18 protein-coding genes and 1 pseudogene are annotated in these 19,892 nt (G+C 44.2%); 12 read left to right on the top strand and 7 right to left on the bottom strand.

Annotation, left to right across the window (positions count from 1 at the left end; genetic code table 11):
- Positions 1-51: 51 nt before the first annotated feature.
- The 5 genes and pseudogenes from QF06_RS02605 (at position 52) to QF06_RS20880 (ending at position 4,897) form a co-directional block, all read left to right on the top strand.
- On the top strand, positions 52-1,242 hold the full coding sequence (locus QF06_RS02605; RefSeq protein ID WP_021481228.1) for an MFS transporter: 1,191 nt from the start codon (positions 52-54) through the stop codon (positions 1,240-1,242).
- A gap of 809 nt (positions 1,243-2,051) precedes the next feature.
- Positions 2,052-2,948, top strand: a complete 897-nt coding sequence (locus QF06_RS02610; RefSeq protein WP_021481227.1) for a S8 family peptidase — start codon at positions 2,052-2,054, stop codon at positions 2,946-2,948.
- Positions 2,932-3,858 (top strand): SAR2788 family putative toxin, encoded by a 927-nt coding sequence (locus tag QF06_RS20685; RefSeq protein ID WP_021481226.1) that lies wholly within the window; start codon positions 2,932-2,934, stop codon positions 3,856-3,858. The genes QF06_RS02610 and QF06_RS20685 overlap by 17 nt, the downstream gene beginning before the upstream one ends.
- 342 nt (positions 3,859-4,200) lie before the next feature.
- Positions 4,201-4,359, top strand: coding sequence for a hypothetical protein (locus tag QF06_RS21710; protein WP_021481224.1), 159 nt, complete (start codon positions 4,201-4,203; stop codon positions 4,357-4,359).
- A gap of 384 nt (positions 4,360-4,743) precedes the next feature.
- Positions 4,744-4,897, top strand: a pseudogene (locus QF06_RS20880) (hypothetical protein).
- A gap of 120 nt (positions 4,898-5,017) precedes the next feature.
- On the opposite strand, the gene QF06_RS02625 reads toward QF06_RS20880, so the two are convergent.
- Complete coding sequence (locus tag QF06_RS02625) at positions 5,018-6,574, bottom strand: ABC-F family ATP-binding cassette domain-containing protein (RefSeq protein ID WP_014476110.1); 1,557 nt, start codon at positions 6,572-6,574, stop codon at positions 5,018-5,020.
- Between the two features lie 172 nt (positions 6,575-6,746).
- On the opposite strand from QF06_RS02625, the gene QF06_RS02630 reads away from it, so the two are divergent.
- Both QF06_RS02630 and QF06_RS02635 read left to right on the top strand, forming a co-directional pair.
- A complete protein-coding gene (locus QF06_RS02630) occupies positions 6,747-7,877 on the top strand; it encodes a DEAD/DEAH box helicase (RefSeq protein WP_021481221.1) in 1,131 nt (376 codons plus the stop codon).
- Between the two features lie 68 nt (positions 7,878-7,945).
- Entirely contained in the window at positions 7,946-8,392 is a 447-nt protein-coding gene (locus QF06_RS02635) for a GNAT family N-acetyltransferase (protein WP_041851187.1), read from the top strand.
- 52 nt (positions 8,393-8,444) lie between these two features.
- On the opposite strand, the gene QF06_RS02640 is transcribed toward QF06_RS02635, so the two are convergent.
- From QF06_RS02640 to QF06_RS02665, 6 genes are all read right to left on the bottom strand, one after another.
- Positions 8,445-9,464 (bottom strand): NADP-dependent oxidoreductase, encoded by a 1,020-nt coding sequence (locus QF06_RS02640; protein WP_041851186.1) that lies wholly within the window; start codon positions 9,462-9,464, stop codon positions 8,445-8,447.
- 104 nt (positions 9,465-9,568) lie between these two features.
- Positions 9,569-10,369 carry a Fe(3+)-citrate ABC transporter ATP-binding protein YfmF gene (gene yfmF / locus QF06_RS02645; RefSeq protein ID WP_003233737.1) on the bottom strand — a complete coding sequence of 267 codons (801 nt, stop codon included), beginning with the start codon at positions 10,367-10,369 and terminating at the stop codon, positions 9,569-9,571.
- A 12-nt stretch (positions 10,370-10,381) separates the two neighbouring features.
- Positions 10,382-11,383 carry a Fe(3+)-citrate ABC transporter permease YfmE gene (gene yfmE / locus QF06_RS02650; protein WP_041851185.1) on the bottom strand — a complete coding sequence of 334 codons (1,002 nt, stop codon included), beginning with the start codon at positions 11,381-11,383 and terminating at the stop codon, positions 10,382-10,384.
- Positions 11,380-12,381: a Fe(3+) dicitrate ABC transporter permease FecD gene (gene fecD, locus QF06_RS02655; protein ID WP_014476116.1), complete on the bottom strand. Its 1,002-nt coding sequence runs from the start codon at positions 12,379-12,381 to the stop codon at positions 11,380-11,382. The genes yfmE and fecD overlap by 4 nt, the downstream gene beginning before the upstream one ends.
- Positions 12,382-12,453: 72 nt before the next feature.
- Positions 12,454-13,401 carry a Fe(3+)-citrate ABC transporter substrate-binding protein YfmC gene (gene yfmC, locus QF06_RS02660; protein ID WP_021481217.1) on the bottom strand — a complete coding sequence of 316 codons (948 nt, stop codon included), beginning with the start codon at positions 13,399-13,401 and terminating at the stop codon, positions 12,454-12,456.
- Positions 13,402-13,509: 108 nt separating this feature from the next.
- On the bottom strand, positions 13,510-13,878 hold the full coding sequence (locus tag QF06_RS02665; protein WP_003233730.1) for a YfmB family protein: 369 nt from the start codon (positions 13,876-13,878) through the stop codon (positions 13,510-13,512).
- Positions 13,879-14,121: 243 nt separating this feature from the next.
- On the opposite strand from QF06_RS02665, the gene QF06_RS02670 reads away from it, so the two are divergent.
- From QF06_RS02670 to citT, 5 genes are all read left to right on the top strand, one after another.
- On the top strand, positions 14,122-14,469 hold the full coding sequence (locus QF06_RS02670) for a YflT domain-containing protein (protein WP_041851184.1): 348 nt from the start codon (positions 14,122-14,124) through the stop codon (positions 14,467-14,469).
- Positions 14,470-14,658: 189 nt separating this feature from the next.
- Complete coding sequence (locus QF06_RS02675) at positions 14,659-15,921, top strand: pectate lyase (protein WP_038829543.1); 1,263 nt, start codon at positions 14,659-14,661, stop codon at positions 15,919-15,921.
- A 126-nt stretch (positions 15,922-16,047) separates the two neighbouring features.
- Positions 16,048-17,484, top strand: coding sequence for an anion permease (locus QF06_RS02680; RefSeq protein ID WP_015383080.1), 1,437 nt, complete (start codon positions 16,048-16,050; stop codon positions 17,482-17,484).
- 127 nt (positions 17,485-17,611) lie between these two features.
- A complete protein-coding gene (gene yflR, locus QF06_RS02685; RefSeq protein ID WP_041851183.1) occupies positions 17,612-19,240 on the top strand; it encodes a two-component sensor histidine kinase CitS in 1,629 nt (542 codons plus the stop codon).
- Entirely contained in the window at positions 19,212-19,892 is a 681-nt protein-coding gene (citT, locus tag QF06_RS02690; protein WP_014479151.1) for a two-component response regulator CitT, read from the top strand. Before yflR ends, citT begins: the two co-directional genes overlap by 29 nt.

Consider the following 19,892-nt stretch of genomic DNA (forward strand, 5'->3'; position numbering starts at 1 on the left):
GCTATTTTTGTAGCGTTTCTTTTAATGGAATAAAGATGGAGGTTAGGTCAAATGGATAAGACAACACAAGTGAATCAGAAAACGGGTTTGCTCAGCCAGCCAAAAGCGGTATGGGCTGTCGCATTTGCCTGTGTGATTTCCTTTATGGGAATCGGGCTGGTCGATCCAATTCTTCCGGCCATTGCCGCACAACTACATGCTTCACCTAGTGAAGTATCACTCTTGTTTACAAGTTATTTGCTTGTAACCGGATTTATGATGTTTTTCTCAGGAGCCATTTCCAGCCGCATCGGCGCGAAATGGACATTAATTCTCGGACTTATTTTTATTATTGTGTTTGCGGGGCTTGGCGGCAGCTCAAGCTCAATCGCTCAGTTAGTCGGCTATCGCGGCGGCTGGGGATTAGGGAATGCTTTGTTTATTTCAACAGCGCTTGCGGTCATCGTTGGTGTATCAGTCGGAGGAAGCGCCCAAGCGATTATTTTGTATGAGGCTGCGCTCGGTCTCGGGATTTCCGTCGGGCCGCTTGCAGGCGGAGAGCTTGGAAGCATTTCATGGCGCGCACCGTTTTTTGGGGTATCTGTCCTGATGTTTATTGCGTTAATCGCGATTTCTTTCATGCTGCCGAAATTGCCGAAACCGGCGAAACGCGTCGGTGTGTTTGATGCGATGAAGGCGCTCAAATATAAAGGTCTGCTGACGATGGCGGTATCTGCGTTCTTATACAACTTTGGATTTTTTATTTTGCTTGCTTATTCTCCGTTCGTACTGGATTTAGATGAACACGGTCTCGGATATGTCTTCTTTGGCTGGGGTCTTCTGCTGGCTGTTACGTCAGTCTTTACTGCGCCGCTCGTGCACAAAGCGCTGGGCACAGTGCGTTCCTTGGTTGTTCTCTTTATCGCCTTTGCAGTCATTCTCATGATCATGGGGATCTGGACAGAGCATCAGACATTGATTATTACATGTATCGTTGTCGCTGGTGCTGTCCTCGGTATGGTGAATACGATCATGACAACCGCTGTGATGGGTTCTGCGCCGGTTGAACGTTCAATCGCGTCTTCAGCCTACAGCTCAGTCCGCTTCATCGGCGGTGCGCTCGCTCCGTGGATTGCGGGAATGCTGTCAGAGCACTTCACCGCAAGCACACCATATACAGTAGGCGGGATCGTCGTTTTTGTCGGCATGCTTGTCCTTCTCATGGGACGTAAACATCTTGCCGGAATTAAGGCGGGTCATTAAAAAGGAATAGTTATTCCTGTCAAGTAGGCAGGAATAAAAAGGTTTTAAACGACCTGAGTCCTATATGTACATGACGGGCTCAGGTCGTTTAATTTCTATTGGAATCACGATATTAAAGTACCTTTTACACGTCTGTAACTATTGCTCCCTTTCAGTTTCCGGGGGCATCGTTCAGGATATTTTTAATCCTGGGCTTCCAATGTTTTCTCCGAAGGCATTCCAATCTTTCCACCACTTATAAAAGCCACCTCTTGAGACTTTCATGACCTCGCATATTCCCCAGCGGCCATCTCTTGTATAATGGGAACTTCAGGATTTACCTACAGGTCTTTTCTTTGGGGATCCTTGGCTTACCTCTTCTTTCCTCTAAAGCAGCTTTTACCCAACAAAGCCTATGGAGGTATTGAATTCCTACGACGATGTTTGTACCTTTCTCTTCTTCATTCAAAATCTCTGTGCCAATCTTTCTCTTAAACGAGATTTCACCATAAGGTTATTCCCTTAAAAACATTAAAAGCTTTTTAAATCAATCTATCTGAAGAAGGGAATTATATCACTCGTGAGGTTCTATTTAATTTTTATAACAAGAGAACGTTCTGGGGGTTTAATGAGTTTATTTAACTATTTTTTCTCTTGTATTTTTATATTTATGGGAAATATATATTGAGGGAGATTACATTTTGTAGTAGAATACTATTGGAAAAAGGAGGTGTAATTAACTGAAAAGGTATATTTTTATTTTTATTTCCATATTATCCATTATAATATTACTATTTTTCATTGATTTAAATCAATCCCAAGGGAGTAAAGTGCTAAGAAAAAAGGGGCAAGAAACAAAAGATTATAAGACTCAACAAGTCGAGTCTTGGGGATTAAGGCTAATTGGGAAGAATGAAAAAATAGAGAAAAAATCCAACATATCTATAGCCATTCTTGATAGTGGAATAGATTCAAATCATGAAGATTTAAAAGGTGTTGTAAAGAAAGAATATAATGCTCTTGAACCTAGTAAAGGTGTTATCGAGGATAAGTTTGGCCACGGAACTGCAGTAGCTGGAATCATAGCTTCTAATGATAATAAGATTGGTACATTAGGAATAGCTCCCTATGCAGATATTTATTCGGTCAAAGTATTGGATGATAAAGGACGTGGTAGTGTAGAGTCTATTGTTAAGGGGATTGAATGGTCAATAGATAATAATGTAGATATTGTTAACATTAGTGTTGGATTGAAAAAAAGTGATCAAAAATTAAAAAGAGTTATAGATGAGGCTAACGAAAAGGGAGTTATTGTAGTAGCTGCTGCTGGAAATAATTATGGATTAAATGCTGATTATCCTGCAAGATATCAAAATGTAATTTCAGTTGGAGCTATAAATAAAAAAATGAAAAGAGCAAAATACTCTGCAAGGGGAAAAATAGATTTTGTTGCTCCAGGTGAAGATATTCTTACAACTTCTCCTAAGGATAATTATATCAATGTTAGTGGAACATCCATGGCAACTCCTTTTGTTAGTGGAGTTATTGCTAATATAATAATGCAAGAACCAGTTAAATATAGTAAAACAAAGAGCCGCTTTACTTCCATTTATAAAACTTTAAAAAAATACTCAACGCCTTATTTATCTGAAAAGTCAGATATGAAATCTTTGGGGAATGGCTTAATTAGTCTAAAAAAGGAGACGAACAATGAAAAAATCAATTAAATTTATAGCGATTTCACTAATATTCGCCATAATTGTATCTATTATCCCTGAAAAAAATGTAGCGAGTGCAGGTGCTGAAACACCAGTAGAGATTACAAATGAAGACCTACAAAGAGCATTGGTGGAAAATGGAGATATAGTGGATCCGGATTCAGTTGAAATAGTTAAAAATAATGAAGACACGATTAAAGCTGAAGTGGACGTCCAAACAGATGATTTCGGAATTGATCAAGATTTAGATGGGAGTGACTCAGAATCACTGATTGATGAAGATTTAGATGAAAGTAGTTCTGAAACAGTAACTGCAGAAGTTGATAAAGAGGACGCGACAGCTATTGTAACATCTGTGGAAAAAGATGAAGATGGAAAAGATATCGAAAAAAAATATGAAGTTGATATCGAAGAAGCTGATGGCGATGATATTGTGGCTACTTTCAAAGACCTTGATACCAATCAAGTTTATGATGTAAATACTAAAGAAGCACAAGCGTCTTTCGCTTTTTTAGTTCCAATTGCTGTTGTAGTTGGTGGCGCTTTAGTTGAGCATTTGGTTGCTGCTTCTTTGGCTATAGTTATAGCGGGTGTAACGTATACTGTTGCTACTAAAGTAAGAAGCAAATTAAAGAAAAAGAAAAAGTACTATTATTATGCTGCGACTCTAAATAAGAATAAAACAAATATGTATATTGGACCAGCACTATCGAAAAAACAAGCAGTTTCTAGACTAAGAAAGGGAGACGTATGGTCAGTTTCTAAAAGCAAAGCAAAAAATGTTGCACAAACTGCGGGCGGTGGAAGAAAACCTGTTGGCCCAGAAATTCATAATAAGAAAGATGGTAAAATAAAGAAGGGTACTTATTATTATCATTACCATACATACAATAGAAAAGGCGGACATTCATTCTATTGATATGGGGGTATGCGGTTGATAATTTTTTCGAAAACAGATAATTAAACGATTTGAAAGTACTAATATTCCATTAGCTCTTAATATTAAACAAGCTAGTCAAGTCTTAATTGATAAATATAATGCAATTGAATTTAATAAAGAAGAAATCGCCGACTTAAAAAAGATCATATAGTTAATTTTAAGAAAATAATAAAATGTTTTGCTATTCAAGACGAAGCTTTATTAAAAAGTTTACGAAGTAAAAGAGAAGAATTTGAAGTTCAGGAAACCATCTCTGAGTCTCGCCATGAAAATATTCAAAGAAGTGAGTACAATAATAATAAGGATTACAGAAGAGCTTTAATGTGGGAATCAATTCAAAATGGTAAAAGAGTAAACAAAATTTTTGAAAGTAAAGATGGTAACTATATTAGTAATTTTACAGTACAAGGTAATGTAGAAAAAATTGAGAAAGAATTAGTGTTTATTAGAGGGATTCTTGAAAAAGAAAAAAATAACTAATCAAAAATTTCAATATTACTTAGATACACTAGTTGACCTAAAATATATTTTAGTAAATAGTTGACAAGGCATTAGTTTTTTGGCACATTTATTTTGCACAATGGATTAATGTCTATTTTATGAATAGTTGATGTCATTAATTTATATTATAGTATTAAAACAGGAAGGAAAAGAGAAAAAATGACTCAATTTTATTACCTAGCTGCAAAAAAACCATTAAAAACAGGTTTTTTTGGTCATACAAAAGCTACAACTAATAAAGGTCATCCAGTAAGGACAGGGCCTGAGGCAGCTGGTATTTATGTTGAAGAAATCGGAAATGTTTCTAATAATCTCACTTTACCTTATCAAGTACAAATTCATGAATATTTAGGCACTTTTGCAATGGACAAACCAGTACCTACAGAGTTAGATTTAAAATGTTTAGAAACGCTCTATCAATACATACACAGCGTCATGAAAAACAGCTTTTCGGTTGAATGGTTCACCGCATGGGCTGATGAGGAAGACTTTGAGCTGTCTGCCAAAAGAGAGCTGACACTTGATGAATTCACATCTCCATTGCAGCTCATTTTAAAAGACAGAGAGCTCCTGAGAATCGTTCAGAAAAAATGGCAGTAAAAAAACCCGCCCTTCAGCAGGCGGGTTTTTTTATAAATTAAAGCACTTTCGTCGTCCAAGACTCGCAGTTCCACGTTTCTGTCGCGATATCCATATAAAAATCTGGCTCATGAGAAATGAGCAGAATGGAACCTTTGTATTCTTTGAGTGCGCGCTTAAGCTCTTCTTTCGCATCGACATCCAAGTGGTTTGTCGGCTCATCGAGCACCAGCAGGTTTGTTTCCGAATTGATCAGCTTGCACAATCTGACTTTCGCTTTTTCGCCCCCGCTTAATACGGAGACGCGGCTTTCGATATGCTTTGTCGTCAGTCCGCATTTCGCCAGAGCGGCCCGGATTTCATACTGCGTATACGAAGGGAATTCGCTCCATACCTCTTCGATGCACGTATTGTTGTTTGTTTCCTTGACCTCTTGCTCGAAATAGCCGGTATAGATGTGCTCACCGCGTTCAACAGAGCCTTCGAGCGGCTGGATTTCACCAAGCAAACTTTTCAGCAATGTCGTTTTTCCGATCCCATTCGCGCCGTAAAGGGCAATTTTTTGGCCGCGCTCCATGCGGAGGTTGAGCGGACGGGACAGCGGGGAATCGTAACCGATCACGAGATCCTTCGTTTCAAAAATCAGCTTGCCTGACGTTCTCGCCGGCTTGAAATGGAATTCCGGCTTTGGCTTTTCTGCCGCAAGCTCGATCATATCCATCTTATCGAGTTTCTTTTGGCGGGACATCGCCATGTTTCTCGTGCTGACGCGCGCTTTGTTGCGGGCGACGAAATCCTTCAGCTCTGCGACTTCCTGCTGCTGCTTTTTATAGGCCGCTTCAAGCTGCTGTTTCTTCACCTCGTAGACTTCCATAAACTGATGGTAGTCGCCGACATAGCGTGTCAGCTCTTGATTTTCAACGTGATAAATCAGGTTGATGACACTATTCAAGAACGGAATATCGTGGGAAATCAGTATGAACGCGTTCTCGTATTCCTGCAGGTATCGTTTCAGCCATTCAATATGCTGTTCATCAAGATAGTTGGTCGGCTCATCGAGAAGCAGAATTTCCGGCTTTTCAAGGAGCAGCTTAGCGAGAAGGACCTTTGTGCGCTGTCCGCCGCTCAAATCGGTGACATCTCGCTCTAATCCGATATCGCTCAAACCGAGACCGCGGGCAATTTCCTCCACCTTGGAATCAATGACATAAAAATCATTGTTTGTCAGCGCGTCTTGAATGACGCCGACTTCTTCAAGCAGCTTCTCGAGCTCGTCGGGATCTGCTTCACCCATTTTGTTGTAAATCTCGTTCATTTCCTCTTCCATCGCAAATAGATAATGGAACGCGTCTTTCAGGACGTCGCGAATGGATTTTCCTTTTTCCAGCACGGTATGCTGATCCAGATAGCCGACACGGACATTTTTTGACCATTCGACTTTTCCCTCATCAGGTTCAAGCTTTCCGGTAATAATATTCATGAAGGTTGATTTTCCTTCACCGTTTGCGCCGATCAAGCCGACGTGCTCGCCTTTTAACAGGCGGAAGGAAACGTTATTAAAAATGGCCCGGTCCCCGAAGCCGTGGCTTAAATCCTTTACAGATAAAATACTCATGTTTACACCTCTATCGTTATCAAACACGCACAATCGGCGTGTAATATTCACCCTTTTGATTATAAAGGAGGATTCGGAATGTTGAAAGGTATAGGAAAGAAAAAGAAAAATTGCGTTCCGGGCGAGGTTTTGAGATACTATGGAATAGATTTCAGGAATTGAGGAGAACAAAATGACGCAAACTTGGCCATTTTTACATAATGCACAATCATTTATACAAGAGAATTGGAATGCTTCCGGCTTTCAAAAGCCAACCCCTGTTCAGGAGCAGGCAGCCCAGCTGATCATGGATGGAAAGGATGTCATCGCGGAATCGCCGACAGGCACAGGAAAGACGCTGGCGTATGCGCTGCCGGTTTTAGAGCGGATCAAGCCGGACCAGAAGCATCCGCAGGCGGTGATTTTAGCGCCGTCGCGTGAGCTGGTGATGCAGATTTTTCAGGTGATTCAGGATTGGAAAGCGGGCTCAGAGCTGCGCGCGGCTTCCTTAATCGGCGGGGCGAATGTGAAGAAGCAGGTCGAAAAGCTGAAGAAACATCCGCATATCATCGTCGGCACGCCAGGCAGGGTATTTGAACTGATTAAAGCAAAGAAACTCAAAATGCATGAAGTGAAAACGATTGTACTTGATGAAGCGGATCAGCTTATCCTGCCGGAGCATCGCGAGACGATCAAACAAATTATTAAAACGACATTAAGAGACCGCCAGCTTCTATGTTTCTCTGCCACGCTTAAAAAGGAAACAGAGGATGTGCTCCGCGAATTGGCGCAAGAGCCTGAGGTGTTGAAGGTGCAGCGAAGCAAGGCGGAGGCAGGGAAAGTGAAACATCAATACCTGATTTGCGACCAGCGCGACAAAGTGAAGCTGCTGCAAAAGCTGTCAAGGCTTGAAGGCATGCAGGCACTCGTATTTGTGAGAGACATTGGCAACCTGAGTGTATATGCGGAAAAACTGGCATATCACCACGTTGAACTCGGCGTTTTGCACAGTGAAGCGAAAAAAATGGAGCGGGCAAAAATCATTGCCGCATTCGAAGACGGAGAGTTTCCTCTTTTATTGGCGACTGACATTGCCGCACGCGGTTTAGACATTGAAAACCTGCCATACGTGATTCATGCTGATATTCCAGATGAAGATGGCTATGTCCACAGATCAGGACGAACAGGCCGGGCCGGAAAAGAAGGCAACGTGCTGAGCCTTGTGACAAAATTGGAGGAATCTAAGCTGAAAAAAATGGCGAAGAAGCTTGGTGTTGAGCTGAGTGAAGCTGTGTATGCAGGCGGAAAACTGAAGACGAAATAAAAAGAAGGGCGAAAAGCCCTTTTTTTGTTGTAAAATAATAGAAAAAGTTTTGCGCAGGGGGTGGGAAGGTGGTTTCAATAGACAGGTTTCAAGCAGTGAAGGAGTCAGAGCTGAAAATTCTTGAACACTGGTTTGAGAATGAGGATACCAGACGGAGAATGGATGGGATGCTGCCATTAGATGAGTGGTATGCACGAGTAAATAAAGATAAACACGATACTGTCATCATGGCGTATGATGGACAGCTGCCGGCAGGGATGGCCGTTATTGAGTTCGGGGAGGAGCGGACGTATATTGGATTGATCGTCAATCCCTTGTACCGGCTTCAAGGGTACGGAAAACGGATATTGCAAAAGCTGCTGACCGAACCTGATTTTACTAGCGTGCGGGAATGGGTGGCATGCATTGAAGAAGACAATCGAATCAGTTTAGCTTGCTTTCAAGCAGCAGGATTCACTTTGGAAGATACGGAACCTGATGAAGATGGTTTTCTTACGCTGATTCTTCGCAGCTGATCTCATCGAAACACAAAAGGAGGGCAAAAAGCCCTCCCGTTTTCATCTTCATTCAGCTCGGATCACTGACCTTGATCAGCTGTTTCCCTTTATTTTCTCCCTTAAATAAACCGAGAAACGCGTCAGGAATGTTTTCGAAGCCTTCTGTGATGGTTTCCTCGTAATGGAGTTTACCAGCCTTCAGCCATTCGGCCAGCTGTTTTGCTCCCTCAGAAAAACGATCGGAGTAGTCGCTTACGATAAAGCCTTGCATCAGCGACTTCGTTTTAATGAGTTTTGATTGGACACGAGGGCCCATGTCATCTGCTTCGCTTTCTGCGTTATAGGAAGAAATGGCGCCGCACACCGGAATGCGGGCAAATTCATTGAGCAGGTTCATGACCGCGTCTGAAATCGGTCCGCCGACATTGTCAAAATACACATCGACACCGTCAGGACAAGCGTCTTGAAGCGCTTTTTGAATATCACCCGCTGTTTTGTAATTGATGGCTTCGTCAAACTGCAGCTCCTGTTTTAAGTAGTCGATTTTTTCATCAGAGCCCGCGATACCGACAACTCGAGCGCCTTTGATTTTGGCAATTTGCCCGACTGTTGAACCAACGGCTCCCGCAGCTCCGGAGACAACCACGGTTTCGCCTTCCTTCGGGCGTCCGATGTCCAGCAATCCGAAGTATGCTGTTAAGCCGGTCATTCCCAAAATGCCGAGATAGGCCGAAGCGGGAGCAAGGCTTGTATCAATTTTTCGCAAGGCAGACTCGCTCACAGCGGAAAATTCCTGCCAGCTGAGATTTCCGATGACGATATCGCCTTTTTTCAATTGGTCGCCGTCTGACACGACTTCAGCGATAACCCCGCCAGAAAGCGCTTCATCCAAGGCGAACGGCTCAACATATGACTTCGTATCCTGCATACGGCCGCGCATATAAGGGTCAACCGAAACATAAAGCGTTTTGACAAGCACTTCCCCTTGCTGGGGTTCAGGAACCGGAATGGTTTCAAAGCGAAAGTCTTCATGAACAGGAATACCTTGTGGACGTCTTGCTAATTGAATTTGCTGCTGAGATGCTGTCATTTTCATCCTCCTATCACTTGGTTGACACCACTGTAACATGGACAGGAGAGGAAATACAAAAGGTAAGCTGGCATACAAAAAAGGAGAGGGGGCTCCTCTCCTTTTCATTTCGCCCGTAATTTCGGGCACAGTCCCGTCGGCAGGCACATTGGCTTCTGGTCGATCGGGCTTCTCATGATGCAGCATTCCAAGCCGAAGACTTCACGGAAAAATGGCTGGGTGAACACATCTTCCGGTGTTCCGGCGTTGTATATTTTTCCGTCCAGCACACTGATTAGATAGTCAGCATATTGAGCGGCTTGGTTTAAATCATGGAGCACCATGACAACGGTGCGGCCATGGTCGCGGTTCAGCTTTTTCAGCAGTTCAAGCACTTCAATCTGGTGTGAGATGTCTAAATACGTGGTCGGCTCATCAAGCAAAAGCAAATCAGTGCCTTGCGCAAGTGCCATTGAAATCCAGGCTCTTTGTCTTTGGCCGCCTGAGAGGGCATCCAGCGTCCGATCCTTCAGTTCAATCATGCCCGTTGCTTCCAGCGCCCACTCTACCATGTCATGATCCTCTTGGGTATGCTTGGATAACAGCTTTTTGTGAGGATGTCTGCCAAAATAGCATAATTCCTCTACCGTCAATCCTTCAGGAGCCTGAGGAGATTGTGGAAGAATGGCCAGTTTTTTTGCGACTTCTTTTGATGGCTGGCGGTGGATGTCTTTTCCTTCTAGTAGCACTGTACCGCTTTTCGGGGCCATCAGCCTGGCGAGCGATTTGAGGATTGTTGATTTACCGCAGCCATTAGCGCCGATGAGCGCAGTGATTTTTCCTTCTTCTATCTTTAAGTCGACTCCGTCAATAATCACTGTACTGTCATATGAAAGAGTGAGCTGGTCTGCAGCCAGTTTTCCCATGGTATCCTCTCCCTACTGTTTCCTCGCTTCGAATTTCAATAAATATAAGAAATAAGGCGCGCCGATCACGGCTGTCAGTATTCCGGCAGGTATTTCAACCGGAGGCATGATGCCGCGCCCTAACGTATCTGCAATTAATAATATAATAGCACCAATCAATGCCGATGCAGGCAGTAAATATTTAGCTTTTTCTCCGGTAAGCCGTCTGGCGATATGCGGAGCAAGCAAGCCGATAAAACCGATTGAGCCGACGACGGCTACACAGCTTCCCGCCAGCGCCACCGCGGTGAAAATCAGGATGAATCTCAGCCGGTTTGCGTTTTCTCCGAGACCCTGTGCAAGCTCATCCCCGAGTGACATAAGATCCAGCTTCGGTATGAGTATGCAGACGATCGGAAAAAGAATTAAAAGCCATGGCGCAAGCAGCTTGACTTCTTCCCAGTTTCTTCCCCAGAGGCTTCCTGTCAGCCAAATGAGTGCAGCATTCACGTCGCCCGGAAACTTGACCATCATATATTGCATTCCGGCGTGGCAGACCGCGCCTAAAGCAATGCCTGATAAAGCCAGTGAAGAGGGCTGAATGCTCTTTTTTCGGGCTATCATTAATAATAGTACAGCAATAATGGCGGCTCCGGCAAATGCGGAGAACGGAAGCACGTATACCGGCGACTCAGGAAAGATGAGAATCACAGCCATCGCCGCAAGTCCGGAGCCTTTTGAAATGCCGACAACGTCCGGGGAAGCGAGCGGATTTCGGATCACACCCTGTAAAATCGCTCCGGCAGCGGCAAGCCCTGCACCGGCCAAAATTGCTAATATGATGCGGGGAAGGCGATATTGCTGGATGATAAATTCAAAGGAATGATCCAGTCCCAGCAGATTCGTCACTACCGCATCAGGTGAAATGTATAATGCACCGATTCCCATGCTGATGACGGACAGAACGATCAAAATCACGGCCAATATGATTATCGCCAGTAAGGGGCGTTTTTGTTTTCTGGTTGTTTTCTTCATTTCAGGTTTCGCCCTTTCCTTGCCAAATATAAGAAAAACGGCGTTCCGATAATCGCGGTGACAATGCCGACCGGTGATTCATAAGGAAATGCAATCCATCTGGCCAGAACATCTGCGTACACCAGCAAAATGGCACCGAACAGTGCCGAAAACGGAAGCACGTATTGATAATGTTCTCCGATCAGCTTGCGAACAATATGCGGGACGAGCAGCCCGACAAAGCCAATCGGCCCGGCGACGGCTACGGAAGCGCCGGAAAGGATTAAAATAATCAAACTGATCAGAATCCGGATGCCGTTCATATTTTGTCCAAGCCCTTTTGCTGTTTCGTCTCCGAGACCGAGAACAGAAACAGAACCGGAAAATACGAGGGCAAGCCCGATGCCAATGACAGAAAACGGAGCGATGGTTATGACATCCTGCCAGTTGCTGCCGTCGATTGCGCCTGTCATCCAGTACAGAACATCCTCACCTGACTCATTTAAAATAATGATGGCCTGTGTCATAGAGGAGAGGAACAAATGCACGGCCATTCCTGACAGCGCCAGCTTAACAGGTGTCATTCCGCCGGATGAGGCAATCATATACACAATCGCGCCGCCTGCTGCCGCACCCGCAAAAGCGAATATAACAGATGAATAGGGCGATGCCGGCAGAATGACGAGAGAAGCAACGACAAAAAGCGATGCACCCGCATTCACACCGAAAATTTGGGGTGAAGCCAGAGGATTTCTGGTCATAGCCTGCATCAGCGCCCCTGCTACAGCTAGGCTGGCGCCGACAAAAACGCCGATTAATGTGCGGGGAAGGCGAAGAGTAGAGATGATGAGCTGTTCCTTTGAACCGTCCCATACAAAAAGATATTTCAATGAATCTATGATGCCGATGTCTGAGGCTCCTACTGAAAGATTCAGCCCAAGCCCAAATATAAAAATAATCAGTGCAATGATGAACATCATCAGTCTTGATGATGAGCGCCGTTTGGCTGAATGATACAACAGTCTCACTTCCTTACTGCGTCTGGTTGCAAAAACGAAGAAGCAAGGATTTCCCCTCGCTTCTCATTTGTCCTATTTATTATACACTTTTTTAAGCACATCTTTGGCGCTTGTTTCACTAGACTTGATGCCTCTGAATCTTGTCCAAGTGTCACGGTCCGCATCATAGACTTGTCCATTTTTCACCGCTTTGAGATTTTTCCAGAGCGGGTTCGTTTTCCACTCGTCTACAATGGTTTTGCCTTCGTTGGCTGAGATGAACAAAATATCAGGATCGATTTTGCTCAATTGCTCGAGGCTGACCTCTTGATAGGCGTTATCTGACTTCACGGCGTGTGTAAAGCCGAGCATTTTAAAGATTTCTCCGTCATAGGATGATGATGTATGAAGCTGGAAGGAATCCGCTCTTGCAACGCCGAGAACGATGTTGCGGTTTTCATCTTTCGGAAGTTCGGCTTTTAGATCGTTGATGACTTTTTTGTGCTCGGCAAGCTTTTCTTTTCCTTCATCTTCTTTATTTAATGCTTTAGCAATGGTCGTAAAGCTGTCGATCGTTTCGTCATATGTCGCTTCACGGCTTTTTAATTCAATCGTCGGAGCGATTTGTTTCAGCTGTTTATAAATGTTTTTATGGCGCTCAGCGTCAGCGATGATTAAATCAGGCTTCAAGGAACTGATAACCTCAAGATTGGGTTCGCTGCGTGTGCCTACAGATGTGTAATCAATGGAGCTGCCGACAAGCTTTTTAATCATATCTTTTTTGTTGTCATCGGCTATGCCCACCGGCGTAATGCCGAGATTGCGAACGGCATCCAAGAATGAAAGCTCAAGCACAACCACCCGCTTAGGTGTGCCGCTTACTGTCGTTTTTCCTTCTTCGTTATGGATCACTCTGGAATCCTTAGACTCACTTTTGCCGCTTCCGTTGTTATTCTGGCTTGATGAACAGCCAGATACAATGAGGCAGGCGAGCAATAAAACACTCATGATGGCAATCAACTTGTTAGAATAGGTGCGCATGTCATTCTTCCTTTTTTAAGATTTAGTAATGAGAATCATTATCACATGTAACACTATAATAGCATGGCTTATCATGTCAATATTTTTTTAGTAAAGAAAGATGCGTTTTTACTGCTTTCTCATGAAAGCATCATCAGACACAAATAAGTGGTATGCAGCGTTACCGTGTCTTCGAGACAAAAACGCATGGGCGTTGGCTTTAGAGGTTTCGAACATATCAGCAGTGACATAAGGAAGGAGAGTGCTGAGATAACCGGACAATTTCTTTTCTATTTCATCTGTTAGTGCAAATTCAATGTCGCCGATATTCATGATAATCGAGAAAACAAAGTCGATATCGATATGAAAATGTTCCTCGGCAAAAACCGCAAGCTCGTGAATTCCTGGTGAACATCCGGCACGCTTATGGAAAATCTGTTTGACTAAATCACTCACAATCCAAGCATTGTATTGCTGTTCTGGTGAAAAGTATTGCATTAGACATACCTCCTGCTCGTACGGATAAAGGCAGCGTTTCATGGTCGTGTGCTCCGTGCAGCGGCTTCTCTTTAATTTTGATTTTTCTGAAAATAGGTCCCGTTCCTATCACTTTACCATGGACGGAAAACAAATAGCTACTACCATTCCTCCTGTTTTTCTCTTTAATGTTCTGGAATCTGTTTCAGGTACAGACGATCGGGTATGAAAGAAATATAGAAAACATGAAGGAGGAATATCGACATGAAACCAGTTGTAAAAGAGTATACAAATGACGAACAGCTCATGAAGGATGTAGAGGAATTACAGAAAATGGGTGTTGCGAAAGAGGATGTATACGTCTTAGCTCACGACGATGACAGAACGGAACGCCTGGCAGACAACACGAATGCCAATACGATCGGAGCCAAAGAAACAGGTTTCAAGCACGCGGTGGGAAATATCTTCAATAAAAAAGGAGATGAGCTCCGCAATAAAATTCACGAAATCGGTTTTTCTCAAGATGAAGCCGCTCAATTTGAAAAACGCTTAGATGAAGGAAAAGTACTTCTCTTTGTGACAGATAACGAAAAAGTGAAAGCTTGGGCATAAAGCAAGGAAAAAACCAAAAGGCTATGACGGCCTTTTGGTTTTTTTGCGGTCTTTGCGGTGGCATTTTGCAGAATGCCGCAATAGGATAGCGGAACATTTTCGGTTCTGAATGTCCCTCAATTTGCTATTATATTTTTGTGATAAATTGGAATAAAATCTCACAAAATAGAAAATGGGGGTACATAGTGGATGAAAAAAGTGATGTTAGCTACGGCTTTGTTTTTAGGATTGACTCCAGCTGGCGTGAACGCAGCTGATTTAGGCCACCAGACGTTGGGATCCAATGATGGCTGGGGCGCGTACTCGACCGGCACGACAGGCGGGGCAAAAGCATCGTCCTCAAATGTGTATACCGTCAGCAACAGAAACCAGCTTGTCTCTGCATTAGGGAAGGAAACGAACACAACGCCAAAAATCATTTATATCAAGGGAACGATTGACATGAACGTAGATGACAATCTGAAGCCGCTTGGTCTAAATGACTATAAAGATCCGGAGTATGATTTGGACAAATATTTGAAAGCCTATGATCCTAGCACATGGGGCAAAAAAGAGCCGTCGGGAACACAAGAAGAAGCGAGAGCACGCTCTCAGAAAAACCAAAAAGCACGGGTCATGGTGGATATCCCTGCAAACACGACGATCGTCGGTTCAGGGACTAACGCTAAAGTCGTGGGAGGAAACTTCCAAATCAAGAGTGATAACGTCATTATTCGCAACATTGAATTCCAGGATGCCTATGATTATTTTCCGCAATGGGATCCGACTGACGGAAGCTCAGGGAACTGGAACTCACAATACGACAACATCACGATAAACGGCGGCACACACATCTGGATTGATCACTGTACATTTAATGACGGTTCGCGTCCGGACAGCACATCACCGAAATATTATGGAAGAAAATATCAGCACCATGACGGCCAAACGGATGCTTCCAACGGTGCTAACTATATCACGATGTCTTACAACTATTATCACGATCATGATAAAAGCTCCATTTTCGGATCAAGTGACAGTAAAACCTCCGATGACGGAAAATTAAAAATTACGCTGCATCATAACCGCTACAAAAATATTGTCCAGCGCGCGCCGAGAGTCCGCTTCGGGCAAGTGCACGTATACAACAACTATTATGAAGGAAGCACAAGCTCTTCAAGTTATCCTTTCAGCTATGCATGGGGAATCGGAAAGTCATCTAAAATCTATGCCCAAAACAATGTCATTGACGTACCGGGACTGTCAGCTGCTAAAACGATCAGCGTATTCAGCGGGGGAACGGCTTTATATGACTCCGGCACGTTGCTGAACGGCACACAGATCAACGCATCGGCTGCAAACGGGCTGAGCTCTTCTGTCGGCTGGACGCCGTCTCTGCATGGATCGATTGATGCTTCTGCTAATGTGAAATCAAATGTCATAAATCAAGCGGGTGCGGGTAAATTAAATTAAGAAAGTGAAAAACACAAAGGGTGCTAACCTTTGTGTTTTTTAATTAATTAAAATGTTTATTAACTTAGTTAAGGAGTAGAATGGAAAAGGGGATCGGAAAACAAGTATATAGGAGGAGACCTATTTATGGCTTCAGAAAAAGACGCAGGAAAACAGTCAGCAGTAAAGCTTGTTCCATTGCTTATTACTGTCGCTGTGGGACTAATCATCTGGTTTATTCCCGCTCCGTCCGGACTTGAACCTAAAGCTTGGCATTTGTTTGCGATTTTTGTCGCAACAATTATCGGCTTTATCTCCAAGCCCTTGCCAATGGGTGCAATTGCAATTTTTGCATTGGCGGTTACTGCACTAACTGGAACACTATCAATTGAGGATACATTAAGCGGATTCGGGAATAAGACCATTTGGCTTATCGTTATCGCATTCTTTATTTCCCGGGGATTTATCAAAACCGGGCTCGGTGCTAGAATTTCGTATGTATTCGTTCAGAAATTCGGGAAAAAAACCCTTGGACTTTCTTATTCACTGCTATTCAGTGATTTAATACTTTCACCTGCTATTCCAAGTAATACGGCGCGTGCAGGAGGCATTATATTTCCTATTATCAGATCATTATCCGAAACATTCGGATCAAGCCCGGCAAATGGAACAGAGAGAAAAATCGGTGCATTCTTATTAAAAACCGGTTTTCAGGGGAATCTGATCACATCTGCTATGTTCCTGACAGCGATGGCGGCGAACCCGCTGATTGCCAAGCTGGCCCATGATGTCGCAGGGGTGGACTTAACATGGACAAGCTGGGCAATTGCCGCGATTGTACCGGGACTTGTAAGCTTAATCATCACGCCGCTTGTGATTTACAAGCTGTATCCGCCGGAAATCAAAGAAACACCGGATGCGGCGAAAATCGCAACAGAAAAACTGAAAGAAATGGGACCGTTCAAAAAATCAGAGCTTTCCATGGTTATCGTGTTTCTTTTGGTGCTTGTGCTGTGGATTTTTGGCGGCAGCTTCAACATCGACGCAACCACAACCGCATTGATCGGTTTGTCCGTTCTCTTATTATCACAAGTTCTGACTTGGGATGATATCAAGAAAGAACAGGGCGCTTGGGATACGCTCACTTGGTTTGCGGCGCTTGTCATGCTCGCCAACTTCTTGAATGAATTAGGCATGGTGTCTTGGTTCAGTAATGCCATGAAATCATCCGTATCAGGGTTCTCTTGGATTGTGGCATTCATCATTTTAATTGTTGTGTATTATTACTCTCACTATTTCTTTGCAAGTGCTACAGCCCACATCAGTGCGATGTATTCAGCATTTTTGGCTGTCGTCGTGGCAGCGGGCGCACCGCCGCTTTTAGCAGCGCTGAGCCTCGCGTTCATCAGCAACCTGTTCGGGTCAACGACTCACTACGGTTCTGGAGCGGCTCCGGTCTTCTTCGGAGCAGGCTACATCCCACAAGGCAAATGGTGGTCCATCGGATTTATTCTGTCGATTGTTCATATCATCGTATGGCTTGTGATCGGCGGATTATGGTGGAAAGTACTAGGAATATGGTAGAAAGAAAAAGGCAGACGCGGTCTGCCTTTTTTTTATTTTCACTCCTTCGCAAGAAAACGGATTTTGAAAAATGAGAAAATTGCCTGTGAAAAATGGTATGATCTAGGTAGAAAGGACGGCTGGTGCTGTGGTGAAAAAGCGGTTCCATTTTTCCCTGCAAACAAAAATAATGGGGCTGATTGCGGCTCTGCTGGTCTTTGTCATTGGTGTGCTGACCATTACGTTAGCCGTTCAGCATACACAGGGAGAACGGAGACAGGCAGAGCAGCTGGCGGTTCAAACGGCGAGAACCATTTCCTATATGCCGCCGGTTAAAGAGCTCATTGAGAGAAAAGGCGGACATGCGGCTGAGACGCAAGAGGTCATTGAACAAATGAAAGAACAGACTGGCGCGTTTGCCATTTATGTTTTGGACGAAAAAGGAGACATTCGCAGCGCCTCTGGAAAAAGCGGATTAAAGAAACTGGAGCGCAGCAGAGAAATTTTGTTTGGTGGTTCGCATGTTTCTGAAACAAAAGCGGATGGACGAAGAGTGATCAGAGGAAGCGCGCCGATCATAAAAGAACAGAAGGGATACAGCCAAGTGATCGGCAGCGTGTCTGTTGATTTTCTGCAAACGGAGACAGAGCAAAGCATCAAAAAGCATTTGAGAAATTTGAGTGTGATTGCTGTGCTTGTACTGCTGCTCGGATTTATTGGCGCCGCCGTGCTGGCGAAAAGCATCAGAAAGGATACGCTTGGGCTTGAGCCGCATGAGATCGCGGCTCTATATCGTGAGAGAAACGCAATGCTTTTCGCGATTCGAGAAGGGATTATTGCCACCAATCGTGAAGGCGTCGTCACCATGATGAACGTATCGGCGGCCGAGATGCTGAAGCTGCCCGAGCCTGTGATCCATCTTCCTATAGATGACGTCATGCCGGGAGCAGGGCTGATGTCTGTGCTTGAACAAGGAGAAATGCTGCCGAACCAGGAGGTAAGCGTCAACGATCAAGTGTTTATTATCAATACGAAAGTGATGAATCAAGGCGGGCAGGCGTATGGGATTGTCGTCAGCTTCAGGGAGAAAACAGAGCTGAAGAAGCTGATCGACACATTGACAGAGGTTCGCAAATATTCAGAGGATCTCAGGGCGCAGACTCATGAATTTTCAAATAAGCTTTATGCGATTTTAGGGCTGCTTGAGCTTGGGGAGTATGATGAAGCCATTGATCTGATTAAAGAGGAATATGTGATGCAAAATGAACAGCATGATCTTTTATTCCATAACATCCATTCGCAGCAGGTGCAGGCCATTTTGTTAGGGAAAATAAGCAAGGCATCGGAAAAGAAGGTCAAGCTGGTGATTGATGAGAACAGCTCACTCGCGCCTCTTCCTGCGCATATCGGCTTGTCCCATCTTATTACGATTATTGGCAATTTAATTGATAACGCTTTCGAAGCTGTAGCGGAGCAAAGCGTGAAGGAAGTTTTGTTTTTTATCACGGATATGGGCCATGACATTGTCATTGAAGTATCAGACACAGGGCCCGGTGTGCCGCCAGAGAAAATAGAAGCTGTGTTTGAGAGAGGCTATTCTTCAAAGGGGATGAGGAGAGGCTACGGTCTGGCCAATGTGAAAGACTCAGTGCGTGAACTGGGCGGCTGGATCGAACTGGCGAATCAAAAAACTGGCGGGGCGGTATTCACTGTGTTTATACCGAAGGAGAAACAAAGGGGGAATCCATTTGATTCACATCGCGATTGCGGAGGATGATTTTCGAGTTGCGCAAATCCATGAGAGATTGATTAAACAGCTTGATGGATTCAAGATTATCGGCAAGGCGGCTAACGCAAAAGAGACATTGGCGCTTTTGAAGGAACACAAGGTTGATTTGCTTCTGCTGGATATTTATATGCCGGACGAGCTTGGGACCGCGTTGATTCCTGATATACGAAGCCGATTTCCTGAAGTGGACATTATGATTATCACAGCGGCAACAGAAACCCGGCATTTGCAGGAAGCGCTAAGAGCAGGAATTGCCCACTATTTGATCAAACCTGTAACGGCTGACAAGTTCAGGCAGGTGCTGCTTCAGTATAAAGAAAAAAGGAAGCTGCTCATGTCTCAGCCGGAGGTCAGCCAATCCATGATCGACCATATTTTTGGGAACAGTGTGAAGACAGCTTTGCCGGCAGAGGATTTGCCGACTGGCATTAATTCGATTACACTGCGAAAAATTAAGGAAGCGCTTCAGACTGCGTCAGAAGGATTGACAGCGGAGGAACTTGGGGAAAAAATGGGGGCGTCACGAACAACTGCCCGCCGTTATGCCGAGTATCTTGTGTCAAAGGAAGAAGCAAGAGCCGAGCTTGAATACGGGATTATCGGCAGGCCGGAGAGAAAATATTATTTGGCGGCGGATTAG

It is taken from the genome of Bacillus sp. YP1, assembly GCF_000877815.1.
In the GTDB taxonomy this organism is placed as follows: Bacteria; Bacillota; Bacilli; order Bacillales; family Bacillaceae; genus Bacillus; species Bacillus subtilis.